Origin of the sequence: Hymenobacter profundi (genome assembly GCF_019334315.1) — a bacterium.
GTDB lineage: Bacteria > Bacteroidota > Bacteroidia > Cytophagales > Hymenobacteraceae > Hymenobacter > Hymenobacter profundi.
On sequence record NZ_JAHWGL010000060.1, the window covers coordinates 1 to 19,829 of the forward strand.

The window sequence follows — 19,829 nt, forward strand, 5'->3', positions numbered from 1 at the left end:
TCCAACTACTAAAGACAACTTTTTTTTCGGTGTCCTCGTAGCAGCTGCTTCCGGTGGAAGCGGGGTGCAAAAGTAAGTAGCTTGTTTGAAATTGCAAGCATCCAGCAAAACTTTTTTTGTCTGGACCGCTCTTCGCCATAGGCCAGGAGACGTGCTGCTTGATTCAACCGCACCGCGTTTCGGTTTGGGAGTGCAAAAGTAGTAGGGGTTCGTGATTATGCAATGCTATGCTTCTTATTTTTCTCCCCTAACTACGTAAGCCCCTGATTATCTTAGTAAAAAAATCACATTAACTTCATTGTAACGTTGAAATAGGAGATACGAGTGCTTTCTAATAATTTGTCTTACATACATAAAGTAGATTTCTTCTGTTGTTTGAGTGCCCTTGCTTTTGCTATCTGAATCAGCCTGCTTCATAAGTAGTGCAGTTTTTATAGCAATGCTGTAGTAAGCATATCAACTTCTTATCCTAAACGCCATTCTTATTGGTGCTATAGGTAGCTAATAAGATGAGTGTAGATGGTGGCTATTTTTATATGCTACTGTCGAGAACGGCACTATACTCTATACGTAAAGAGCTTATCTGGTCACTTTGCCACCTACCCTATGCTCTCCAACAACACCAGCCGCGCTCATACTCCTGCTTTACAGCCTATAGTTCCTGGTATCGTGGGGTGGCGTAATGTCTTTGTCAATCTATATTATATAAATGAGCAGGAAGTGGCCGGAATAGGTAGACCTTGGGTACTACTCGATGCGGGTCTACCCTTGTCGGCAGCGCATATTCAAGAATATGCCGCACAGCTATTTGGGCCAGCGAATCCGCCGCAAGCCATTTTGCTTACGCATGGACACTTCGATCATGTAGGAGCGCTACCCGATTTGCTGGAAGCGTGGCCTACTGTGCAAGCGTATACGCACCCGTTGGAGTTGCCTTACCTCACAGGACTTTCATCTTACCCCCCACCCGACCCAACAGTAGGTGGCGGTGGTATGGCCGCTATATCCTTTCTCTACCCTAAAAAGCCATTGGATCTAGGTAGTCGGGTGAAAGCGTTGCCAGACGATGGATCGGTTCCGCATCTGCCGGGGTGGCGCTGGGTGCATACACCGGGGCACACGCCGGGACACGTGTCATTTTTTCGTGAGAGCGACCGTACGCTATTAGCCGGCGACGCTTTCGTAACGGTGAAAGGTGAATCGGTGGTGGCTACTTGGCAGCAAAAGCAAGAGGTACATGGGCCGCCCGCTTACTTCACGCCTGATTGGGAAGCTGCGCGAGCTTCAGTGGAGTTACTGGCTGGCCTAGAGCCAGAGGTAGCCGCTACGGGACACGGTATTGCTATGCACGGCAACGAATTGCGCCGCCAACTGCAAGAGCTACGTGACCATTTTCAGACGCAAGCTGTGCCGACAAAGGGGCGCTATGTAGGACACCCGGCTGTGGCTGATGATTCGGGGGTAGTGTCGGTGCCGCCGCCTGTGATTGGCCCTTGGGTGAAAGGCTTGGTAATAGCCGGCTTGGTAGGTGTTGCGGTGGCCGTGTTGCGCCGCCGCGACAAGGAATCGGGGTAGGAGAACAGCCGAAAGCGCTACCTTGCAGCACATGAGTACGCATCAGCATTTCTTACTTCACAAGCCATTCGGTTACCTCAGTCAGTTTGTATGCGAATTGCGAAAGAAGAAACTGCTGGGGGAGTTGTATGATTTTCCGGCTGGTACTATGGCTATTGGGCGTCTAGACGAACATAGTGAAGGCTTGCTGCTGCTCACCACCGACGGCCGCATGAGCGAGTATGTGCGTGGCCGGAAGGTAGAGAAGGAATATTATGCTCAGGTGGATGGCCTCATTACCGACGAAGCGGTAGCCCAACTGCAACAAGGTGTAGAAATCGGTATTCGAGATGTGCGGTACCAAACGCTACCTTGCGCGGTACGGCGCCTCGAAACTGTCCCAGACTTTCCTCCTCGTACCCGCAAAATTCGCGACGACCGCCACGGGCCTACCAGTTGGGTGTCGATTACGGTAACAGAAGGCAAATTCCGGCAGATCCGGAAGATGACGGCAGCGGCAGGGTTTCCTACCTTGCGCTTGGTGCGCGTGCGGGTAGGGGATATATGGCTCGGAGATTTAGCGGCAGGCGAGGTGCGAGAAGTGGTTTCCTTCGCGCTAAGTTGTCAGGAGCCGGAACTGAATAACGGGTAGAATAGGTCTGTTTCGGCCTTTCGTAGCTGGTAAACAGGTTAGTAGATAGTTTCTATGGAGCTCTGCTGAACTTTACCGGAAAGTTACCTGTACTATTGTATTCACGAATACTAATGCTTGGCTTTATCGGCCAACGCATCCACCCTATAAAGCTGGTAAAAGACATGGGTAGATCCCAAGCAACGTTTGGTAAGAAAGAAAACGAAAAGAAACGCCTGAAGAAGCGGCTGGATAAAGCCGAGAAAAAGGAGGAACGCCAAGCCAATGCCCAGAAAGGCCAGAGCCTGGACGAGATGATGGCTTACGTAGATGAGAATGGCAACATTGTAGATACTCCGCCAGATCCGAAGAAGAAGAAAGAAATCAAGACCGAAGACATTCAGATTGGCGTAGTGCGCCGGGAAGACATGGATCCGGCCGATTTGATTCGTACTGGTATTGTAACGTTCTTCAACGAGTCGAAGGGCTACGGTTTCATTAAGGATTCGGAGACGCAAGAAAGCGTATTTGTGCACGCCAACAACCTGCGCAACCCCATCAAGGAGAATGACCGCGTAACCTTTGAAGTGGAAATGGGACCCAAAGGCCCCAGCGCTACCGACGTGAAAGCGGCCGCCGTTGCGTAAATTTACCTCTCGATAAGCCCAAGCGGCTGAAGCTCCTGTGGCTTCAGCCGCTTTCTGTTTCTAGCCCTACCCTCTACGCCTTACTAATGCCGCAGCCGCCTAACGCTACCCCTGCTACCCTGCACCCACGCAACCGCCACCACGGCCGCTACGACTTTGCGCAGCTAGTACACACCGCGCCCGAACTAGCCGAATTTGTCATGGCTACTCCTTCGGGCGATGCTAGCCTGGATTTTGCTGATCCGGCTGCCGTGAAGGCGCTGAACCGGGCGTTGCTGAAGCAATTCTACGGCATGCGGCAGTGGGATATTCCGGCTGGCTACCTGTGCCCGCCCATCCCTGGTCGTGCCGACTATATCCACTACCTCGCTGATTTGCTGGCCGATGGCAATGCGGGCGTTGTGCCCACTGGCAAAGCTGTGCGCGTGCTGGATGTGGGGGTAGGCGCCAATTGCATCTACCCCATCATCGGACACCATGAGTACGGGTGGCGCTTTGTAGGCACCGATGTAGACACAACGGCCCTGCGGGTGGGTAAGCAACTAGTGGCCAGCAACCTTACTCTTACGGGCGCCCTAGAACTCCGGCACCAACCCGACCGCAATTCCATCTTCAGCGGTATACTGAAGCCGCGCGAGGTCTTTGATGCGACAATGTGCAATCCGCCCTTTCATAGCTCGGCAGCTGAGGCCGAAGCCAGCAACCGGCGCAAAGAGCGGAATTTGGGCACGAATCGACAGGCACGGCCTACCCCCAACTTTGGCGGGCAGGGTACAGAACTGTGGTATCCCGGCGGCGAGGCGACTTTTTTGTGGCGCATGGCCGAGGAAAGCGCGTTGTTTCGGGAGTCGTGCTATTGGTTTACTACCCTTGTGTCGAAGAAAGAAACCTTGCCAGGCTTGTACAAGTCGCTGCAAAAGCTAGGAGCTACGGAGGTGCGCACCATTCCGATGGCGCAGGGGCACAAAGTGAGCCGCATGGTAGCCTGGACGTTTTTGGATGCGGCGCAGCAACAGGCGTGGCGGGAAAAGCGGGGGTAGGAAAGCAGTGGAGGACGAAAAGCGACTGAAGCTTCAGCCGCTTTCGGTTTACCTGTTCAGCATAAGCAAGGCAGGTATATAGTTTAGTGTATGCTGCACTTGGGATGCCATGGCTGTGCGCCATCATTAGGCAAACAGGCTAAGCTCAAGCGTACCGTTCTGTTCTCCATAAAGAAAGACCACCCTATACGGTGGTCTTTCTTTATTGCAGCTATCTTTGAAAAACACCACGTCTAACTAACTGGTGCTAAACGCCCTACTCCACTACTTCACCTTCCTACTATGAACAAGCTTTACAAGATTTTTCACCGGCAAGCCACGGGATGGCTGCTAGGCGCTGCGGCCTTACTGAGTTGCTGGCCGCAGCAAGCCACTGCGCAAACCAAAAGCGCAAAGCGTGGCATCGCCTACGGCTACCACTCGGCTGCCGACATGCAAGCGCTGGCACCCGGCATCAGCTGGTGGTACAACTGGTACTCCAAGCCCGAAGCTGGGGCGGCTAGTGTTTACACCGGCCTAGGCATCGACTATGCGCCAATGCAGTGGGGCCGCGACCTGGACGGCACGCCTTTCACCGCCGACCGATTGGCAGCCAACATCCCAGCCGGGGCCAAATACTTGCTGGGGTTTAATGAGCCTAACTTCCGTAGTCAGGCCAACCTTACGCCTACCCAGGCCGCCGCCCTGTGGCCTACCCTGCAAGAAGTAGCCCGCCGTAAAAATCTTAAGTTAGTATCGCCGGCGGTAAACTACTGCGGCGACTGTGTAGCGGAAAACGGCACTATCTACTATTCGCCTACGCAGTACCTCGATGCTTTCTTCGCCGCCTGCCCCACTTGCCAGGTCGATTATATTGCCGTGCACACCTATGTGTGTGAGGAGCAGTGGCTGCGCGATAAGATTGGGGAGCTGAAGAAGTACGGCAAGCCGATCTGGCTCACCGAGTTTTCGTGCGGTGATATGCCCCAAAACCATATCACGCTGGATGTGCAGAAGCGCTACCTCACTGCCGCCGTGAATTACCTGGAAAACGAGCCGGCCGTGTTTCGCTACGCCTGGTTTTCGGGCCGAAACAATGAGATACCCAACATCAATTTGCTTGGCGGTGCCTCGGGCCAGCTCACCGAACTGGGTCAGCTGTACGTGAACCTACCCTTCAGCGGCAGCACACCTACGCCTACCCCTACCCGCCTGACGCCCGTTGCCGCCGTGGCGTCGTCCAGCGAAAATAGTGGCACCACTGCTGCGAAGGCCATTGATGGCAACCTGACTTCCCGCTGGGCCAGCGCCTTCGCCGATCCGCAGTACTTACAACTCGATTTAGGCACGGTGAAGGATATCTCACGGGTCAAGATTAACTGGGAAGCAGCTTACGGCAAAGACTACCAATTGCAAACCTCGCTTGATGGCTCTTCCTGGACCGCCATTCACTCCGTTATCAACGGCGACGGCGGCATTGACGACATCACCGGCCTGGCTGGCCGGGGCCGTTACCTGCGTATCTACGGCACGCGCCGCGCCACCACCTACGGCTATTCCATCTACGAGGTAGAGGTGTATGGGCCGGCTGCCGTCACTTCCACTACCATCAACCTGGAAGCGGAGAGCTACAGCAGCATGTCGGGGGTGCAAACCCAAACTACTACCGACACGGGCGGCGGCCAGAATGTGGGCTACATTGATGCCGGCGACTGGATGGCCTACAGCAACATCACCTTCCCTACCACCGGCACCTACACCATTGAGTACCGCGTGGCCAGTCCCAGCGGCGGCACGCTGTCGTCGGATTTCAACTCGGGCTCGACTCAGCTAGGCAAAGTAACTATTCCGGCTACCGGCGGCTGGCAAACCTGGACCACCGTATCGCAAACGGTGAGTGTGGCGGCGGGCACTTACAGCTTCGGCGTATTTGCGCAAACTGGTGGCTGGAACCTCAACTGGATGCGCATTAGCCAAGCTGGCAGCAGCGTAACAGCCAAAGCAACCGCCACCGCTTCCATCACCGCTGCGCCTACCGTACAGTTGTACCCCAACCCGGTAACCGATAAACTGCACTTAGTTTCTACCCTACCTCTTGCTGGCAGCCAATACCAGATTACCGACGCCTATGGTCTGGTGAATACCCAAGGCACGCTGAGCAGCAGCAATGAACTTAACGTATCGTCGTTGCGTGCAGGCGTGTACACGCTGTTGATTATCACCAAAGACCAACAGAGGACTACCTTGCGCTTGGTAAAAGAGTAAGTCAGACCCCATCAACATGTTGAAAGGCTACCAAAATGGTAGCCTTTCTCATTTACTACCTGCTTTGTGTTTCTATCTCTAGTGTAGAATTATCTACAGGACCACCCTTCAACCACCGTACACCTCATTCAGCACGCCCGCCAGCCGGATGCCGGCTTGCAATAGACGCTGCTCTACAGTAGGGGCGTATTTGGGGTAGTAAGTATAGTCGAGGTCGGGGTGTTGCTCGGCTTCGGTGAGGAGGGGTTGGCTGAGCTGGTAGGACTCCCAGAACCACGTGGCGGGAGCTGCCTGCTGCCACTGCCGCACCTCAGATTTCGTGGCGTGGTCGAGCTGCTGGGCCATTTCCAGGTAGGTGATGGCGGGATAGTCTACCAGGCCTGAGTCCCACACGCTGTGCAGATTCGAATCTCGGCCCCGGAATTTCACCTTGATCTTGTTGCCGCCGCTGGTTTCGGCCGTGGCCGTGTGCATGGGCTGGTGCACGTCGCCCACAATGTGCACGATGAATTTCAGCGCAAACACCTTGTCCTCTTTCGAGGTAGCAGGGTCCTTCAATTTCTGTAGTTGCTCCTGCAAGGCCCGATAGGCGTTGGGCTTTTCCATCGTGGTGATGGTGCGAATGTACTCATCTTGGCTAAGGCCCACGGGTGCGTTCACGTAGTGCCAAGGCGAGGTATGGGCAAATTCAGGGTAGGGGCGGATTTCGTCGGGAAAGGTGCTTACCAACGGCAACCGCTCGGTACCCAGCAATTGCTGTATCTGGGTTCGGGCTTTCTTGCTGAGGTGGTTTTCGGCAATTTTTCCGATAACGCGGTGGCCCTCTACGCCCCAGGCCAGCAGGCTAAACGGTAGGAAGGCAAGCAGAGCTACCAAAGTGATTTTCTTGTACATGACAGTGGGTTGAGGAAATCTGAAAAGGGAGGCACAAAAAAGCCTGCTACCACAGGCAGCAGGCTTTTCTAATTGATTAAGTGTTAGTTGAAAATGTAGCGCAGGCCAATCTGCATGTAATAGGTCGAGGACAGGTTCACGGCGTCGCGGTAGGTGTTGGTCAGCAGCTGATTCGTTACGTTGTCGCGGCCTAGGCGGAAGGTAGGACGAGGGCTATCAGATCCGGTGGTCAAGCTACCCTGGTTGGCTGGTTCCAGGAAGTTGTTGAACGTACGCTGCTGCACGCGGCCCCAGCTGTTGTTCAGCAGGTTACCCACGTTGAACACATCAAAGCTAAGCTGCAAGGTGTTGCGCTTGCCGCCCAGATCAGTGAATAGGTCTTGCAGGATTTTCACGTCGAACTGGTTACGCCAAGGGAAAGTGGCACCGTTGCGTTCAGCGTATTGCCCTTTGTGCTTGCGCAGGTATTTATCCTGATCGATGAACGCAAAAAACGCATCGCTCTGCTGCTGAGCTGTGAAAAGTGTCCGCTCGTCGGCACCTCTACCCGTAGTGATGGGAACGAACGTAATTTCTGAGGCATCACGTGGAATGTAGATCAGGTCGGCGTTGGCGCCGTCGCGGTTGAAGTCTGCCGAGTATAAGTAAGAGAAACGACCCTGGCTAGCACCTTCGTAGAACAACGACACGGTAGTGCCCAGATGGCCCAGATACTCCCGACGGTAAGACAAAGAGCCTACTACGCGGTGAGGTAGGGTGTTGCCATTGTACGCCAGCGGCAGGTTGTTGGCTCCGCTCACCGTAGCCGTTTCCTGCCACGCCGACAAAGGCTGGCTGCCACCGCCGTCGAATAGGTTCTTGGCAGCCGTATAGGTATAAGCTACCGAGCCGAACAGGCCATTATCGAACTGCTTTTCCAGCTTGCCGGTCAGCGAGAAGTAATACCCACGCGAGGCGTTGTCGAGCACAATGGCGTTATAACCTCCCACGTCCCGGCCGGGGGTACCATTGGCAACCGGCAATCCGTTGCGTAGAGGATTGATGTATTTGTTGGATGCTTCTGTTATAGAAGTAGCAGGAGTTGCTCTTTGAGTTGCACCAGGATACAATGCGCGATTGTCGGGGTATCCATTTGCATTGAGTATCAGCGGATTTTCAGGATCAGCATAGGGGTCAATCAGGTTCGCGTTGCGGAACACGGCCGCGTTGATGTCGCGGGTCAGAATTCCTTCCAAGGTACCTACTACGCCGAAGGGCAGCTTCGCATCCACGGCCAGACTTGATTTCCACACCTGCGGGAATCGGAAGTTGCGAGCCAGCGACGAGGTAGTGCTCGGAATAACGGTGCCAGCAGCGGGCGGCGTAGCGGGGCGGTTACCGGTGGGGTCGGGGTCAAATCGGATGTTGCCAATCGGACCGCTAGTACCTGACGAAGCACCGTAGGTCTGCGTGATCTGCAGCAGACCTGCATCGCCGGCCTGGCTCACAATCCACACGTAGGGTACGCGGCCCGTGAAGATGCCCGTACCGCCACGTAGCTGTAGGGAACGGTCGCCGAGTACGTCGAAATTGGCGCCTACCCGCGGCGACCATAGCAGCTGGGTTTTGGGCAAGTTGGCGACGTTGATTTGCTCACCACCGGCAAACGCAAGCGGCGTAATCAGCGGGTGCTCGGCCAGCTTGTTGGGGTAGCTGGTCACGTCTAAGCGCAGACCAGGCGTGATGCGCAGGCGGTCGGTTACAGCAATTTCGTCTTGGGCGTAGGCTGAGTACTGACCGTATTTGAACGTAGGGAACTGCTGCGAATAGTCGGCAGAGAGGGGGTATGTGATACCAAAGTCTACCGGTGCGTTGCCCTCCACGAAGTCGTTCCACGAAGCAAACGTGTAGTAGCCGGTGCCAAAGCGCTGGAAGCCGTTCTTGGTTTCGCTCAGGTCTACTTGCGCGCCCAGTGTAAGGTTATGGCGGCCTAGGGTCCAGTTGAAGTCATCCTTGAAGGAGAGAATCTTCACGTCGCGCAGGTTGCCGTAGGTGAAGGGTTCGTAGCCAAACGACGTGAACGGCGTACCATCTTTCAGAATATCCACGAAGGGAAACAGCTGGCTGTCGGAGCTGCGCGGGTCGTTCTGGCGCGTGTAGGTAGCACGCAGGGTGTTGAACTTGTTGTTGCCGAAGGTCGAGTTCAGCTCAGCCGCCAACGAGTAGAAGTTTGATTCCTGGTAATAGGTAGCGTTACGGAAGAACAAAGCCGTGTTCTGCTGACGGTTTCCGCTACCATCCACAAACGCCGGAGGGTTCGTACCCCTTGGGTCTGGGTTAGGGTAGCGGTAGCCACCAAACGGACTGCGCGAGGTGCTGGGAAAGTTAATACCGCGGCCTTCTACCTGGCTGTAGCGCACATTCACCCGGTGTTTCTGGCTGATGTTCCAGTCCAGGCGACCCAGGATTTTGGTGCGCGGTGCCGTGAAACTGTAGCCTTGGTAGGGGCCGGTTTCATAGCCGTAGGTGTTACGCAGATAGCTGCTGATCTGGTCCAATTCGGCGGCCGTAGGGCGGGCTACGTTAGTACCGCTGGGCACTTCTGGAGTAGCAGCCACGCGCTGCTGGCCGGGGGTGCGATTTTCCTCTTGCTCGAAGTTGGCGAAGAAGAACAGCTTGTTTTTGATGATAGGGCCGCCCAGGCGGAAGCCATACTGGTAGAAGCGCTGGTCTTGCAGCACCACGCGCTCATTGCCTACCTTGTTGCCTTGGTAGTTCTGGTTGCGATAGTAGCCGTAGGCCGAGCCGGAGAAATCATTAGAGCCTGAACGCGTTACGGCGTTGATGGCTGCGCCTGTAAAGCCTGACTGCCGCACGTCGAACGGCGTTATATTCACGGAGATTTCCTCAATAGCATCCAGAGAAATAGGCGAGCCCCCAGCCGGCAGGTTGCCGCCGATACCGAAGTTGTTGTTGAAGTCGGAACCGTCGACGCTAAAGTAGTTGGACCGGTCGCTACCGCCGCCAATTGCATTACCGCTGGCCTGAGGCGTGAGGCGGGTGAAGTCGTTGAGCGAGCGGCTGATGGAGGGTAGACGCTGCAGAGCAGTGCGGTCGATGTTGGTGATGGAGCCGGTTTTGTCGGCGTTCAGTACCGAGCCGGGGTTGGCTGTCACGGTTACGCCCTGCAATTGGGTGCCCTCCGCCGTGAGCGTCGCGTTCAGCACGTAGGGTTGGCCCAGTTGTAGGCTGATATTCTCAACAGTTTCGACTCTGTAGCCGATGTAGCTGATGACCACAGTGTAAGGCCCACCAACCCGCATGTTTTGGATGGTATAGCGGCCCTCGGCATTGGTAGCCACACCGTACTTGGTGCCGCTGGGCACGTGCGTGGCTTGCACAGTGGCGCCAATAGATGCTTCGCCGCCGCTGTCTTTAATCAGGCCCGTCAGGCTACTGGTCGTAACCTGGGCTTGCAGGCCTAAAGCGGCTAGCAACACGAGTAGCCCCGTCAGTAAAAAATGTCTCATCAGGTGGTGATAAGGGTGAGAAAGGGAAATACAAAAGCGCACGCACTCTCCCACCGGCCACACAAGACCACCCTACCCCTCCGCAGGTAGCGAAATCTATGAACACAGAAAATCTTTTGGTACAGCTGCTATGTGGTAGCCAGATGTAAGCATCACTTTTCCAAATAATTACCTGCGACACAAACTAGAACAGGAAAATGGAACCGTGGAGTTGAGCGTGCACTTTTAAAGCGACAAAACTACAGGCGCACGTTTAAGCCAATGTTACCTCCTGTTTACGATACCTTTATTAAGTTAAATTCATCTTGATTAAAGAATATCCCTTGTAGCTAAACCTACACGCAAAAAGCGGCTGGAGCTCTAGTAGCTCCAGCCGCTTTTTGCGTGTAGGTATGCAAGCGCAGACTTACATATGTATCGCCCGGTTCTCAGTAGCTGCCAGACAAGCTTCTTTCATGGCTTCGGCGTAGGTAGGGTGAGCGTGGCTCATGCGGGCTACGTCCTCAGCGGAGGCGCGGAACTCCATGGCGGTTACGGCTTCGGCAATCAGGTCAGCAATGCGCGGCCCGATCATGTGGACGCCCAAGATTTCGTCGGTTTCCTTATCGGCCAGCACTTTCACGAAGCCGTCGAGGTCCATAGAGGCGCGGGCGCGGCCCGAGGCACGGAAGGGGAAGTTGCCGGTTTTGTAGGCTTTGCCTTGCTCCTTCAGCTGCTCCTCGGTGTAGCCTACCCCAGCCACCTCGGGCCAGGTGTATACTACCCCCGGAATGAGCAGATAGTTGACGTGGGGCTTCTGGCCGGCCATAGTTTCGGCCACGAATACGCCTTCTTCCTCGGCCTTGTGGGCCAGCATAGCACCGCGCACCACGTCGCCGATAGCGTAGATGCCGGGCGTGGTGGTTTGCATGTGCTCGTCTACCTTAATGCGGCCGCGTTCTTCCAGCTGCACGCCGGCGGCTTCCAGGTTTAGGCCTTCGGTGTAGGGCGCACGGCCCACGGCTACCAGGCAGTAGTCGCCTTCCAGCTTAATTTCCTCACCCTTGGGGTTGGTGGCGGTTACGGTCACGGCGTCGCCTTCGCGGGTGGCGCCGGTTACTTTGTGGCTGAGGTAAAACTCAATGCCGATTTTGCCCAAGATGCGCTTCAGCTCCTTGCCAAGGGCGCGGTCCATGGTTGGAATCAGCGAATCCAGGAACTCTACCACCGATACTTTCGCACCCAGACGGGCGTATACAGAAGCCATTTCCAGGCCGATAACGCCACCGCCAATCACAATCATGTGCTTGGGTACTTCCCGAATGTTCAGGGCCTCGGTGCTGGTGATGATGCGCTGCTTGTCCTGCTTGATGAAGGGTAGGACAGTAGGCTTGGAACCGGAGGCGATAATCACCTTTTTGGTTTCGATCTGCTGCTCCTCGCCGCCTTCAGTAGGCGTGATTTTGATATGCGTTTTGTCGACAAATGAACCCACGCCCCGCAGCACGTCGATTTTATTCTTCTTCATCAGGAACTGAATGCCGTCGGTGTTGGCTTTCACTACGCCGTTCTTGCGGTCAATCAGTTGGTTCATGTTGATCTGCAAGTCACTCAGCTCAATGCCATGCTCCTTGAAGGTAGTGTGGGCATTATGGTAGTGTTCTGTCGAATCGAGCAGGGCTTTGCTGGGAATGCACCCTACGTTCAGGCAAGTGCCGCCCAGGGTAGGGTACTTCTCAATAAGGGCGGTTTTCATCCCCAGCTGTGCGCAACGGATGGCAGCCACGTAGCCCCCCGGTCCGGAGCCGATAACAGTAACGTCGTATTGATTCATGATGCGGTGAATTCGTTGGTAGTCAACAAGGGGCGAAGGTACGGAAGAAACCGGAGGCGGAAATAGCAGCCCGGCGGAAACGCGCTGGTTGCGCAGAATGCTAAGTGCTGCTACCCTACACAACCGGCTACTGGCTGTTTTGCCTAAGGTAGGCACGAACACAAGCGCCCCTTCCGTAAGTGGAAGAGGCGCTTGTATATATAGCTTAGCTAAATAGTGCCTATCAATTCGACAACATCAATGGTTGTAATTGCCCGCGCAATTGTTCACGCACTAGGCCCAAACTAATAGACTCTTTTTCACCTACCAGATACAAAAATTGTTGCCCACCGGGCAGCATCCGTACTAAGTGCAGTTGTGTAGACAGCAGGAAGGACATTTCTTCCACTGCCTCTTCCTCCAACTGGTGAACAGCGAGTTGTTGGTACCGGACCAAGGCAGCGCTGTGCTGGGCGGCCGTCTGCGGAGTTACATCATCCAGCCCCGACCAGCCAGCCCGGCAACGACCATCGGCCACATCCACCACAGCCACTAGCCGCAATGATGGCAGAACCGCCAGGATTTGATGCACCAATTGCCCCGCCTGATCCTCAGGCGGAGCAATTAATTTATTTGTTTTCGATAACCCGGATTGACGGGTAGCTTTTCTGCGGTAATTCTTGGGTTTCACGCGGACAAGATACTACAAGCTACCACTGAGCGACGTAGGTAACGCCTAGAAATTCCACCAGTGACGCTTGGTTTTCTCGCTGGGTAGCAATGTTACATCGGCGCTAGCGTCGGATACTTTTATTTCTTCGTCCTGATAACCACCATAGCCATACTTCAGCGAGTTGGTGCCGGCCGGCACGCGCAGCACGTATTCGCCAGCCGCATTTGTAACGGCAATCTGACGGCTGCCGGGCTGCATCACGGTAGCACCGGGTAGGGGCTTGCCGTTTTCGTCCAGAATGCGACCCTGCACCATAATCATACGCTTAGCCGCTACGGCAGCCGCTACCGAAGCGGTATTGCTGGCCAGTGCTTCGGCGGTGGCTTCGGCAGTAGCCGTTTCCTGTACTGCCGAGAAATTGGAGTTGTTGCCCCGTGCGCCGGGCAGGCTAGTGCCGGCAAATACCATAGAGCCCACTAGCACGGCGGAAGCTACCATAGAGGTAGCGCGGCGGCGAAAACGTACGGGCTCGGCCCGGATATATTGAATCTGTTTTTGCACCCAAGTAGGGGCTACTTCCACCTCGTCGGTAGCTTGTAGTTCCTCCCAGCGCGTAAGAGTATCGTGCGCTAAGTCGGCATCACGACGCAAATAATTTTCTACGGCTTGGGCAGAAGATCGGCTCAGGTCGCCATTGAGATAAGCATCCCGATATACCGGCAGCAGCTCACCGGTTTGGGGGTCGAAGGGAGATGCGGTAAGTTTCATACCATAAATGGATTAAGGTGAGAAATAAGGGAAATTGAAATCGTTGAGAGAAGGGGATAGGAATAGAATAGAGGTGTGAGAGGGGCGGCTTTTACTCGCAGGTACGCATGACCTCGCGGGCAATGCCTAGGTTGGTGTCGCGGCTTTCGACGGCCACGTAGAGAAATTGTTGCTTGTTGGTCAGGATCCGCAGCAGGTGCAGTTGGGTAGGTAGGGTAATCACGATTTCCTCTAGCTGCTCGTCAGCATCAGGTTGCAGCGCGGCCAGCACGTTGTACTGTCCTCGTACCAGTGCGGCATTAAATCCGGCAATTTTAGCTGGATTGAAGTCCCGGGAAGTCGTGTAGGTTGCCACGGCCTGCCCCGAGTCTATCTGCACCACGGCTGCTGCTACCAGCTCCGGCAGGCCTTCCAAGACCTGCTGCAATACCTGGGCGGCCTCCTGGTGCTCAGCACCATTGCCAGCCGGCACCACCTTGTTAATGGTTGCACCGGAAAGAGACTGAAGACGATTGAGAAAGGGAATTTGCATGATGGCCTGCGAAAACCCACCGTGCTACCATACAATTACGGCGTAGACACAGGGTACTGCTGGCTTGTCGCAGCTGAGGAGTTGGTCTGAACACAGAGGAATCTGCGCACTGCCCATGCCGCCAGCAGGAGAATAATTAATTGAGTTGCGCGGCGTGCTGACGCAGTACTTCGCGGGCAATAGCCAGGTTGGTATCGCGGGCGTTTACCACTAAATAGATAAACTTGTTACCGGCTTCGGTAAGCTTCAGCAGGTGCAGCTGGTTGGTGAGCGAAATCAGGATATCCTCAATTTTCTCACCGTTTAGCTTCAGCGCGGCCATAGCTTTCTGCTTTTGCTTTACTACCTCCGTGTTGTAGGCAGCAGCCGTATCGGGGTTGATGTTTTGCACGTTAGAATGCGATGCCAGGCTCATGCCCGAGTTCACATCCACTACAGCCACGGCTAATAGTGCGGGCAAATCGTCGATAACGCCTTGTATTACTTTTCCTGCGGGATTATTGACTGAGTAAGCCATTGAAACGAACGGATAAGGAGGAAGGGAAACAATCCACTCCGGTCAACCTCCATCCTGTTTCTAGTATCCTGATCAGGCCCACGCGTTGGCCTGCTTACTGGCAATCAGAATCAGAAGGAAAGTAGCCGAAGAACTGTCTGTGTGGTGGATTAGACCAAAAAAACCAGACCGACTTGTTCTACAAAACTCCCCCGATTCTTCCGGCTAAAAAATGATTGTTATCAACTCAGGAAATGATTGTTATCAGCTTTTTCCCGCCCGTTCAATTATGGGACACCAATATGGGAAAAAGTCCTATAAGTCTTGCTACCCTACCTTCTATCTGCACAAAAAAACCCAGCAATCGAGGTTGCTGGGTCACTTACGTACAGACCGGAAAAAGGGTTTTATAAAATTTGAAAAAAGTTAGCCTTATCACTATTCATAGAGTGCCGAAAGCTGCGTAATCTTCTCTAGGTTCAAAATGGTGATGCGGCTGCCATAGGTCGACACCAAGCCCTCTTCTCGAAATTCTGATAAGAGCCGGCTGGCCGTTTCCTTAGCAGTGCTTGTAAGCGCTGCGAGGTCTTCGCGCGTAACGGGAATACTAAAGCGCATTTCCGTAGCAGGCCGAAACAGTTCGTGCAGCATCAGCAACGCTTCGGCCAGCCGGCCACGTACGGGCTTGAAAGCAGCGTGCATCATTCGTTCTTCCATTCTACCTAAATCCTTGGCTAACAACTTAGTAAGGGCAGTCGAAAACTGTGCATTCTGTCCAATCACACTAAAAAAATCGGGGCGGGGAACCATGCACACCACACAGTCACTGAGAGCTATGGCTGAGGTAGTAGCGGTGTTGCCTACCATAAGCGAGCGGTAGCCCAAAGCATCGCCTTCCTGCGCCAAGCGCATAATTTGCTCTTTGCCGTCGCTGCTGACGCGGGACACTTTCACCTTGCCCTGGTGAATGCAGTATAATCCGGGCAGGCGATTATTCGTCTGAAAAATGCTCTGTCCCTTCTTATAGCTCTGCGATATTTTGCTGGTAGAAATTAATTCTAATTCCTCCTTTTGGCACGTACTCATGAGGGATTGGGTCAAATACGGGCAATTCTGGCAACTGGTAGGAGCTGTTTTATACGGTACTGCCATAGGAAAATCACTTTGCTCAAAACCTCATACGTAGCCTACATAGGCTATTTAATAAGAAGCTAAATAGCTAAAATGATACCATCCGCGTAACAAACTCATTATCAGATCAAAATACCAAAACCCATTTCCCTTATTCAACCAGCACCCCTACATAATAATTGAAGGTATCGACCTCCACATTGTCGGGGGTGGCGCCGGGTAGGACCACGGGTTGCAGGCGGGTAGTGGGCGTGATGAACTGGTACTCGCTACCCTTGGTCCGAACGCGCACGGGCATAGCAAAGCCGGGTGCATTGGCAATCCAGCGGGCTAGCAGCTGGTTCTGTACCACCCGCATTTCCAGCACGGGTAGGGAAGCGTGGCGTAGGTATTGGTCGAAAATGGGCGTAAGGTCGCGGCCAGTTTGCTGGTTGAAATAGTTGATGATCTGCGCCGTGGTGACGGTCTGATGGTAGAACGTCTGTCCCAAGCCCCGCAACAGTTGCCGCCACTTGGCGTCGTCGTTGAGAATGGTGCGCAGCATGTTCAGCATGTTGGCGCCTTTGTCGTACATGTCGCTAGAGCCTTCCGTATTCACCCCGTAGGGGCCAATGATGGGCTTGTCGTTCTGAATATTCCAGCGCTGGCCGTGCAGGTATTCCTGCCCCGCCTGCTTGCCAAACATCGTTTCTACAAACAACGACTCGGAATACGTGGTGAATGACTCGTGCACCCACATATCGGCAATATCCTTGGTGGTGATGTTGTTGCCGAACCACTCGTGCCCGCTTTCGTGGATGATGATGAAGTCCCACTTGTCGCCCCAACCCGTGCCCGAACGGTCGTTGCCGAGGTAGCCGTTGAGGTACTTATTGCCGTAGGCTACAGCGCTTTGGTGTTCCATGCCCAGGTGCGGTGCGTCGATGAGCTTGTAGCCATCCTCATAGAAGGGGTAGGGACCAAACCAGCTTTCCATCGATTTTAGCATGGGCTTCACATTGGCCGCAAACTGCTTTTTGGCTTTTGCCAGGTTTTCGGGTAGCACCCAATAGTCGAGCGTCAGCTTGCCTTTCTCGCCCTGGTAGGTATCGCCGAAGTGCTGAAAATCGCCCACGTTCAGGGCCACATCGTAGTTGTTGATGGGGTTGCGCACGGCCCAATCGAAGCGAGTAGCACCGTCTTTCAGTGTAGTAACCTTGCGCAAGCGGCCGTTGGATACGTCTTTCAGGCCTTTGGGCACCGTCACGCTGATCAGCATACTGTCTACCTCATCGGCCTGCTGATCTTTATTGGGCCACCAAATACTGGCGCCTACCCCCTGACAAGCCGAGGCTACCCAGGGCTTGCCGGCCGCATCTTGAGCGTATACCAAGCCGCCGTCCCAGGGTGCGCGCTCGGCCACGGTAGGCTGGCCGGAGTAATGCACCGTAAATTCCTCGCGGCTACCCTGTTTGATGGACTGTGGGAACGTGACAAACACCGCATTAGCCTCGCGGGTGAACGGCACCGATTTGCCTTTATACTCAACCTTTTCTACCGCTAAGTTGGCAAATAGGTCGAACTGCAAACGCGTGAAATTCCGCGTGGCCGTGAAGCGGAACAGGTTACTACCGCTTAGAAACCGCTTGGCCGGGTCCAGACGCACGTCGAGGTGGTAGTAGTTCAGGTCGTAGCAAGTACGCAGGGGGCTGTCGATGTTGCCGCGGAGCGAGTCAGCGCGGGTGAAAGCGGCGGGTTTGGGTTGCAGCAATTGGGCCGAAGCAGCGCTGGACAAACTCAGTCCAGTAGCCAGCAGAATACTATGAGAAAGACGCATAGGAGCAAGGTAGGCAAGATTAGGCTGATGGTTGTCATTCCGAGCGCAGCGAGGAATCTGAGAAAACACGGACACAGCTCCGCCAGATTACTTCCCACCCGCAGAATAACACCCTACTGCTTCCGCAGCAAAAACGGCCCCAGCACCAGCGCATCCAGCCCTGACTGAAAGTAGCAGTCCAGCGCATCAGCCGGCGACTCTACCAAGGGCATTCCGTTGACGTTGAACGACGTGTTGAGCAACACCGGCACACCGCGCCGCTGCTCAAACGCCAGTAACAGTTGATGAAATAACGGATTATCAGCGGCGCGCACGGTTTGCAGGCGACCCGTGCCGTCGTCGTGCGTTACGGCAGGTAGGCGCGGGCGCACTTCGGGGCGCAGCGGAAACACGCGTTCCATGAAGTATGACGTTTCACCGGCGGGCAACTCGAAGAACTCATCCTGGCGCTCCTCGGGCACGGCCGGCGCAAAAGGCCGGAAGGCTTCGCGGTGCTTCACGCTGGCATTCACCCGCGCCTGCATGTCGGGGAGGGTAGGGTCGGCCAGGATGCTACGGTGGCCCAAGGCCCGCTGCCCCAGCTCCGATGCTCCCTGAAACCAGCCGACCACTTGGCCGGCAGCCAACAGATCGGCAGTGGTAGCAACCAGGTTTGCGGGGCGCTGGTGGGGTAGGCGGCGGCGGTGCAGTTCAGCGGCTATTTCCTCTTCCGTATAAGTGCAGCCAAAGAAATTGTGCCGGGCGGCCTTTCCTGTGCCGGGCGGGTTTCCCGTCAGCTGCTGAAAACCATATAAGGCGCTACCCACGCTGATGCCGGTATCATCGGGCGTGCCGCCGATGAAAATTTCCTGGTAAGACGTGTGGTGACGCAGCTTGCCGTTGAGCACCGAATTCATCAGCACGCCCCCGCCCAACACCAAAAGCCGCTGACCAGTTTGGGCGTGCAGATTAGTTAATAGCTCAAACACTACCTCCTCCGTAATACGCTGCACGGCCGCTACAATGTCGTATTCGCGCTGCGTAAGTGGTGCGCCGGTGGGTAGGGCTGGGCCTAGCAGGGCCTCTAGCTTAGGTGAGTAGTAGCGGGGCGTGAAAAACAGGAAAAACTCAAAGTAGCGCAGATCGATTTCGTAGTGCAGCCCTTCTACGGTGATGAGCGGACGAAGCAGCTGGTAATATGTGTTCCAGTTGCCACGGGCCGCCAGTGCCATCACCTTCCACTCGTCGCTGTTGGGCCGAAACCCGAGGAAATCGGTGAAAGCGGCGTAGAACAGGCCCAGCGAATGCGGCGTGCGGTTGGCAGCTAGCTCGCGCACCGTGCCACCCTGGACAGTGCCCAGCAGCCCGGTGGTAGTTTCGCCAAAGCCATCGGCTACCAAAAAATCAGCTTCACCTCCAAATCCTGACTGCCACAGCGCATTGGCCAAGTGCGCCTGGTGGTGGTCTACGTAGTGCAAGCGCGTGGTATTACCCAGTTCGCCGAGCAGCGTTTGCTGCACGCCGCGCACATCGGTGCGTAGGGCGGCTAGCTCGTTTAGAGTGAGTTGGGCCAGTTGGCTCCGGTCGCGCAAGGCTTCGGTGGTGGTGAGGGTAGGCTGCGCAAGGTAGGGCGCAGGGTTCCAGCCTACGAAAACGTCAGTAACGTCCGTAATCTTCCTACCTGCGGCAGCACAGCAATAGGTAATAGCCCGACGAGGAAACGACTTATCCTGCTTCACGCGGGAAAGCCGCTCCTCGGCAATGGCAACCTGCACGCGCCCATCGGGACTTAGCAAACACGCAGAGGCGTGAAAACCACTACAGTTAATCCCCAGAATAACATGCTCCACAGGCAATAAGAAAAGTAACAAAACGAAACCAGGCTCTAAAATAGAGCTTCTCGAAACTATGCTGACTGTCCGAAGCGACAACAGCTTTTTGTTTTCCTACAATCAACTGCTGAACAATGGCTTATCTATTCACTCTAATCTTATACATCGAAACTCGTCAATAAAACTTTACTGATAATATATATAACTTTTAAGTTAATTCATTTGTACCTTCGTTGCTGCAACTCCTACTCGATAATAACGTATCTCGGAAATACATCTACCCACAATTAA

At 54.7% G+C, this 19,829-nt stretch carries 15 protein-coding genes; 5 read left to right on the top strand and 10 right to left on the bottom strand.

The genetic code is table 11. From position 1 onward, the window contains the following. Positions 1 to 606 precede the first annotated feature (606 nt). The 5 genes from KYK14_RS13970 (at position 607) to KYK14_RS13990 (ending at position 6,116) form a co-directional block, all read left to right on the top strand. Positions 607 to 1,575, top strand: a complete 969-nt coding sequence (locus KYK14_RS13970) for an MBL fold metallo-hydrolase (protein WP_219159641.1) — start codon at positions 607 to 609, stop codon at positions 1,573 to 1,575. Between the two features lie 31 nt (positions 1,576 to 1,606). Then, a complete protein-coding gene (locus tag KYK14_RS13975) occupies positions 1,607 to 2,206 on the top strand; it encodes a pseudouridine synthase (RefSeq protein WP_219159643.1) in 600 nt (199 codons plus the stop codon). Positions 2,207 to 2,370: 164 nt separating this feature from the next. Continuing rightward, positions 2,371 to 2,832, top strand: coding sequence for a cold-shock protein (locus KYK14_RS13980; protein WP_185281818.1), 462 nt, complete (start codon positions 2,371 to 2,373; stop codon positions 2,830 to 2,832). An 86-nt stretch (positions 2,833 to 2,918) separates the two neighbouring features. Beyond that, positions 2,919 to 3,872, top strand: a complete 954-nt coding sequence (rlmF, locus tag KYK14_RS13985) for a 23S rRNA (adenine(1618)-N(6))-methyltransferase RlmF (protein ID WP_219159645.1) — start codon at positions 2,919 to 2,921, stop codon at positions 3,870 to 3,872. A gap of 282 nt (positions 3,873 to 4,154) precedes the next feature. After that, the gene (locus KYK14_RS13990) at positions 4,155 to 6,116 is read left to right on the top strand and encodes a glycosyl hydrolase (protein WP_219159647.1); all 1,962 of its coding nucleotides are present in this window, start codon (positions 4,155 to 4,157) and stop codon (positions 6,114 to 6,116) included. 108 nt (positions 6,117 to 6,224) lie between these two features. Here the strand turns inward: KYK14_RS13990 and KYK14_RS13995 are convergent, their stop codons facing one another. The 10 genes from KYK14_RS13995 to KYK14_RS14040 form a co-directional block, all read right to left on the bottom strand. Further along, entirely contained in the window at positions 6,225 to 7,010 is a 786-nt protein-coding gene (locus tag KYK14_RS13995; RefSeq protein WP_219159649.1) for a S1/P1 nuclease, read from the bottom strand. An 83-nt stretch (positions 7,011 to 7,093) separates the two neighbouring features. After that, entirely contained in the window at positions 7,094 to 10,519 is a 3,426-nt protein-coding gene (locus KYK14_RS14000) for a TonB-dependent receptor (RefSeq protein ID WP_219159651.1), read from the bottom strand. 406 nt (positions 10,520 to 10,925) lie between these two features. Then, positions 10,926 to 12,332: a dihydrolipoyl dehydrogenase gene (gene lpdA / locus KYK14_RS14005; RefSeq protein ID WP_219159653.1), complete on the bottom strand. Its 1,407-nt coding sequence runs from the start codon at positions 12,330 to 12,332 to the stop codon at positions 10,926 to 10,928. A 223-nt stretch (positions 12,333 to 12,555) separates the two neighbouring features. Further along, positions 12,556 to 13,002, bottom strand: coding sequence for a hypothetical protein (locus KYK14_RS14010; RefSeq protein WP_219159655.1), 447 nt, complete (start codon positions 13,000 to 13,002; stop codon positions 12,556 to 12,558). 45 nt (positions 13,003 to 13,047) lie between these two features. Beyond that, positions 13,048 to 13,752: a carboxypeptidase-like regulatory domain-containing protein gene (locus tag KYK14_RS14015; RefSeq protein WP_219159657.1), complete on the bottom strand. Its 705-nt coding sequence runs from the start codon at positions 13,750 to 13,752 to the stop codon at positions 13,048 to 13,050. 91 nt (positions 13,753 to 13,843) lie between these two features. After that, positions 13,844 to 14,284, bottom strand: a complete 441-nt coding sequence (locus KYK14_RS14020; RefSeq protein ID WP_185281826.1) for a hypothetical protein — start codon at positions 14,282 to 14,284, stop codon at positions 13,844 to 13,846. 136 nt (positions 14,285 to 14,420) lie between these two features. Beyond that, positions 14,421 to 14,801 (bottom strand): hypothetical protein, encoded by a 381-nt coding sequence (locus tag KYK14_RS14025; RefSeq protein ID WP_185281827.1) that lies wholly within the window; start codon positions 14,799 to 14,801, stop codon positions 14,421 to 14,423. Positions 14,802 to 15,218: 417 nt separating this feature from the next. Continuing rightward, positions 15,219 to 15,866 (bottom strand): Crp/Fnr family transcriptional regulator, encoded by a 648-nt coding sequence (locus tag KYK14_RS14030; RefSeq protein ID WP_219159659.1) that lies wholly within the window; start codon positions 15,864 to 15,866, stop codon positions 15,219 to 15,221. Between the two features lie 196 nt (positions 15,867 to 16,062). After that, entirely contained in the window at positions 16,063 to 17,727 is a 1,665-nt protein-coding gene (locus KYK14_RS14035) for a M1 family metallopeptidase (protein WP_219159661.1), read from the bottom strand. 113 nt (positions 17,728 to 17,840) lie between these two features. Further along, complete coding sequence (locus KYK14_RS14040; RefSeq protein WP_219159663.1) at positions 17,841 to 19,556, bottom strand: carbamoyltransferase family protein; 1,716 nt, start codon at positions 19,554 to 19,556, stop codon at positions 17,841 to 17,843. Positions 19,557 to 19,829 lie beyond the last annotated feature (273 nt).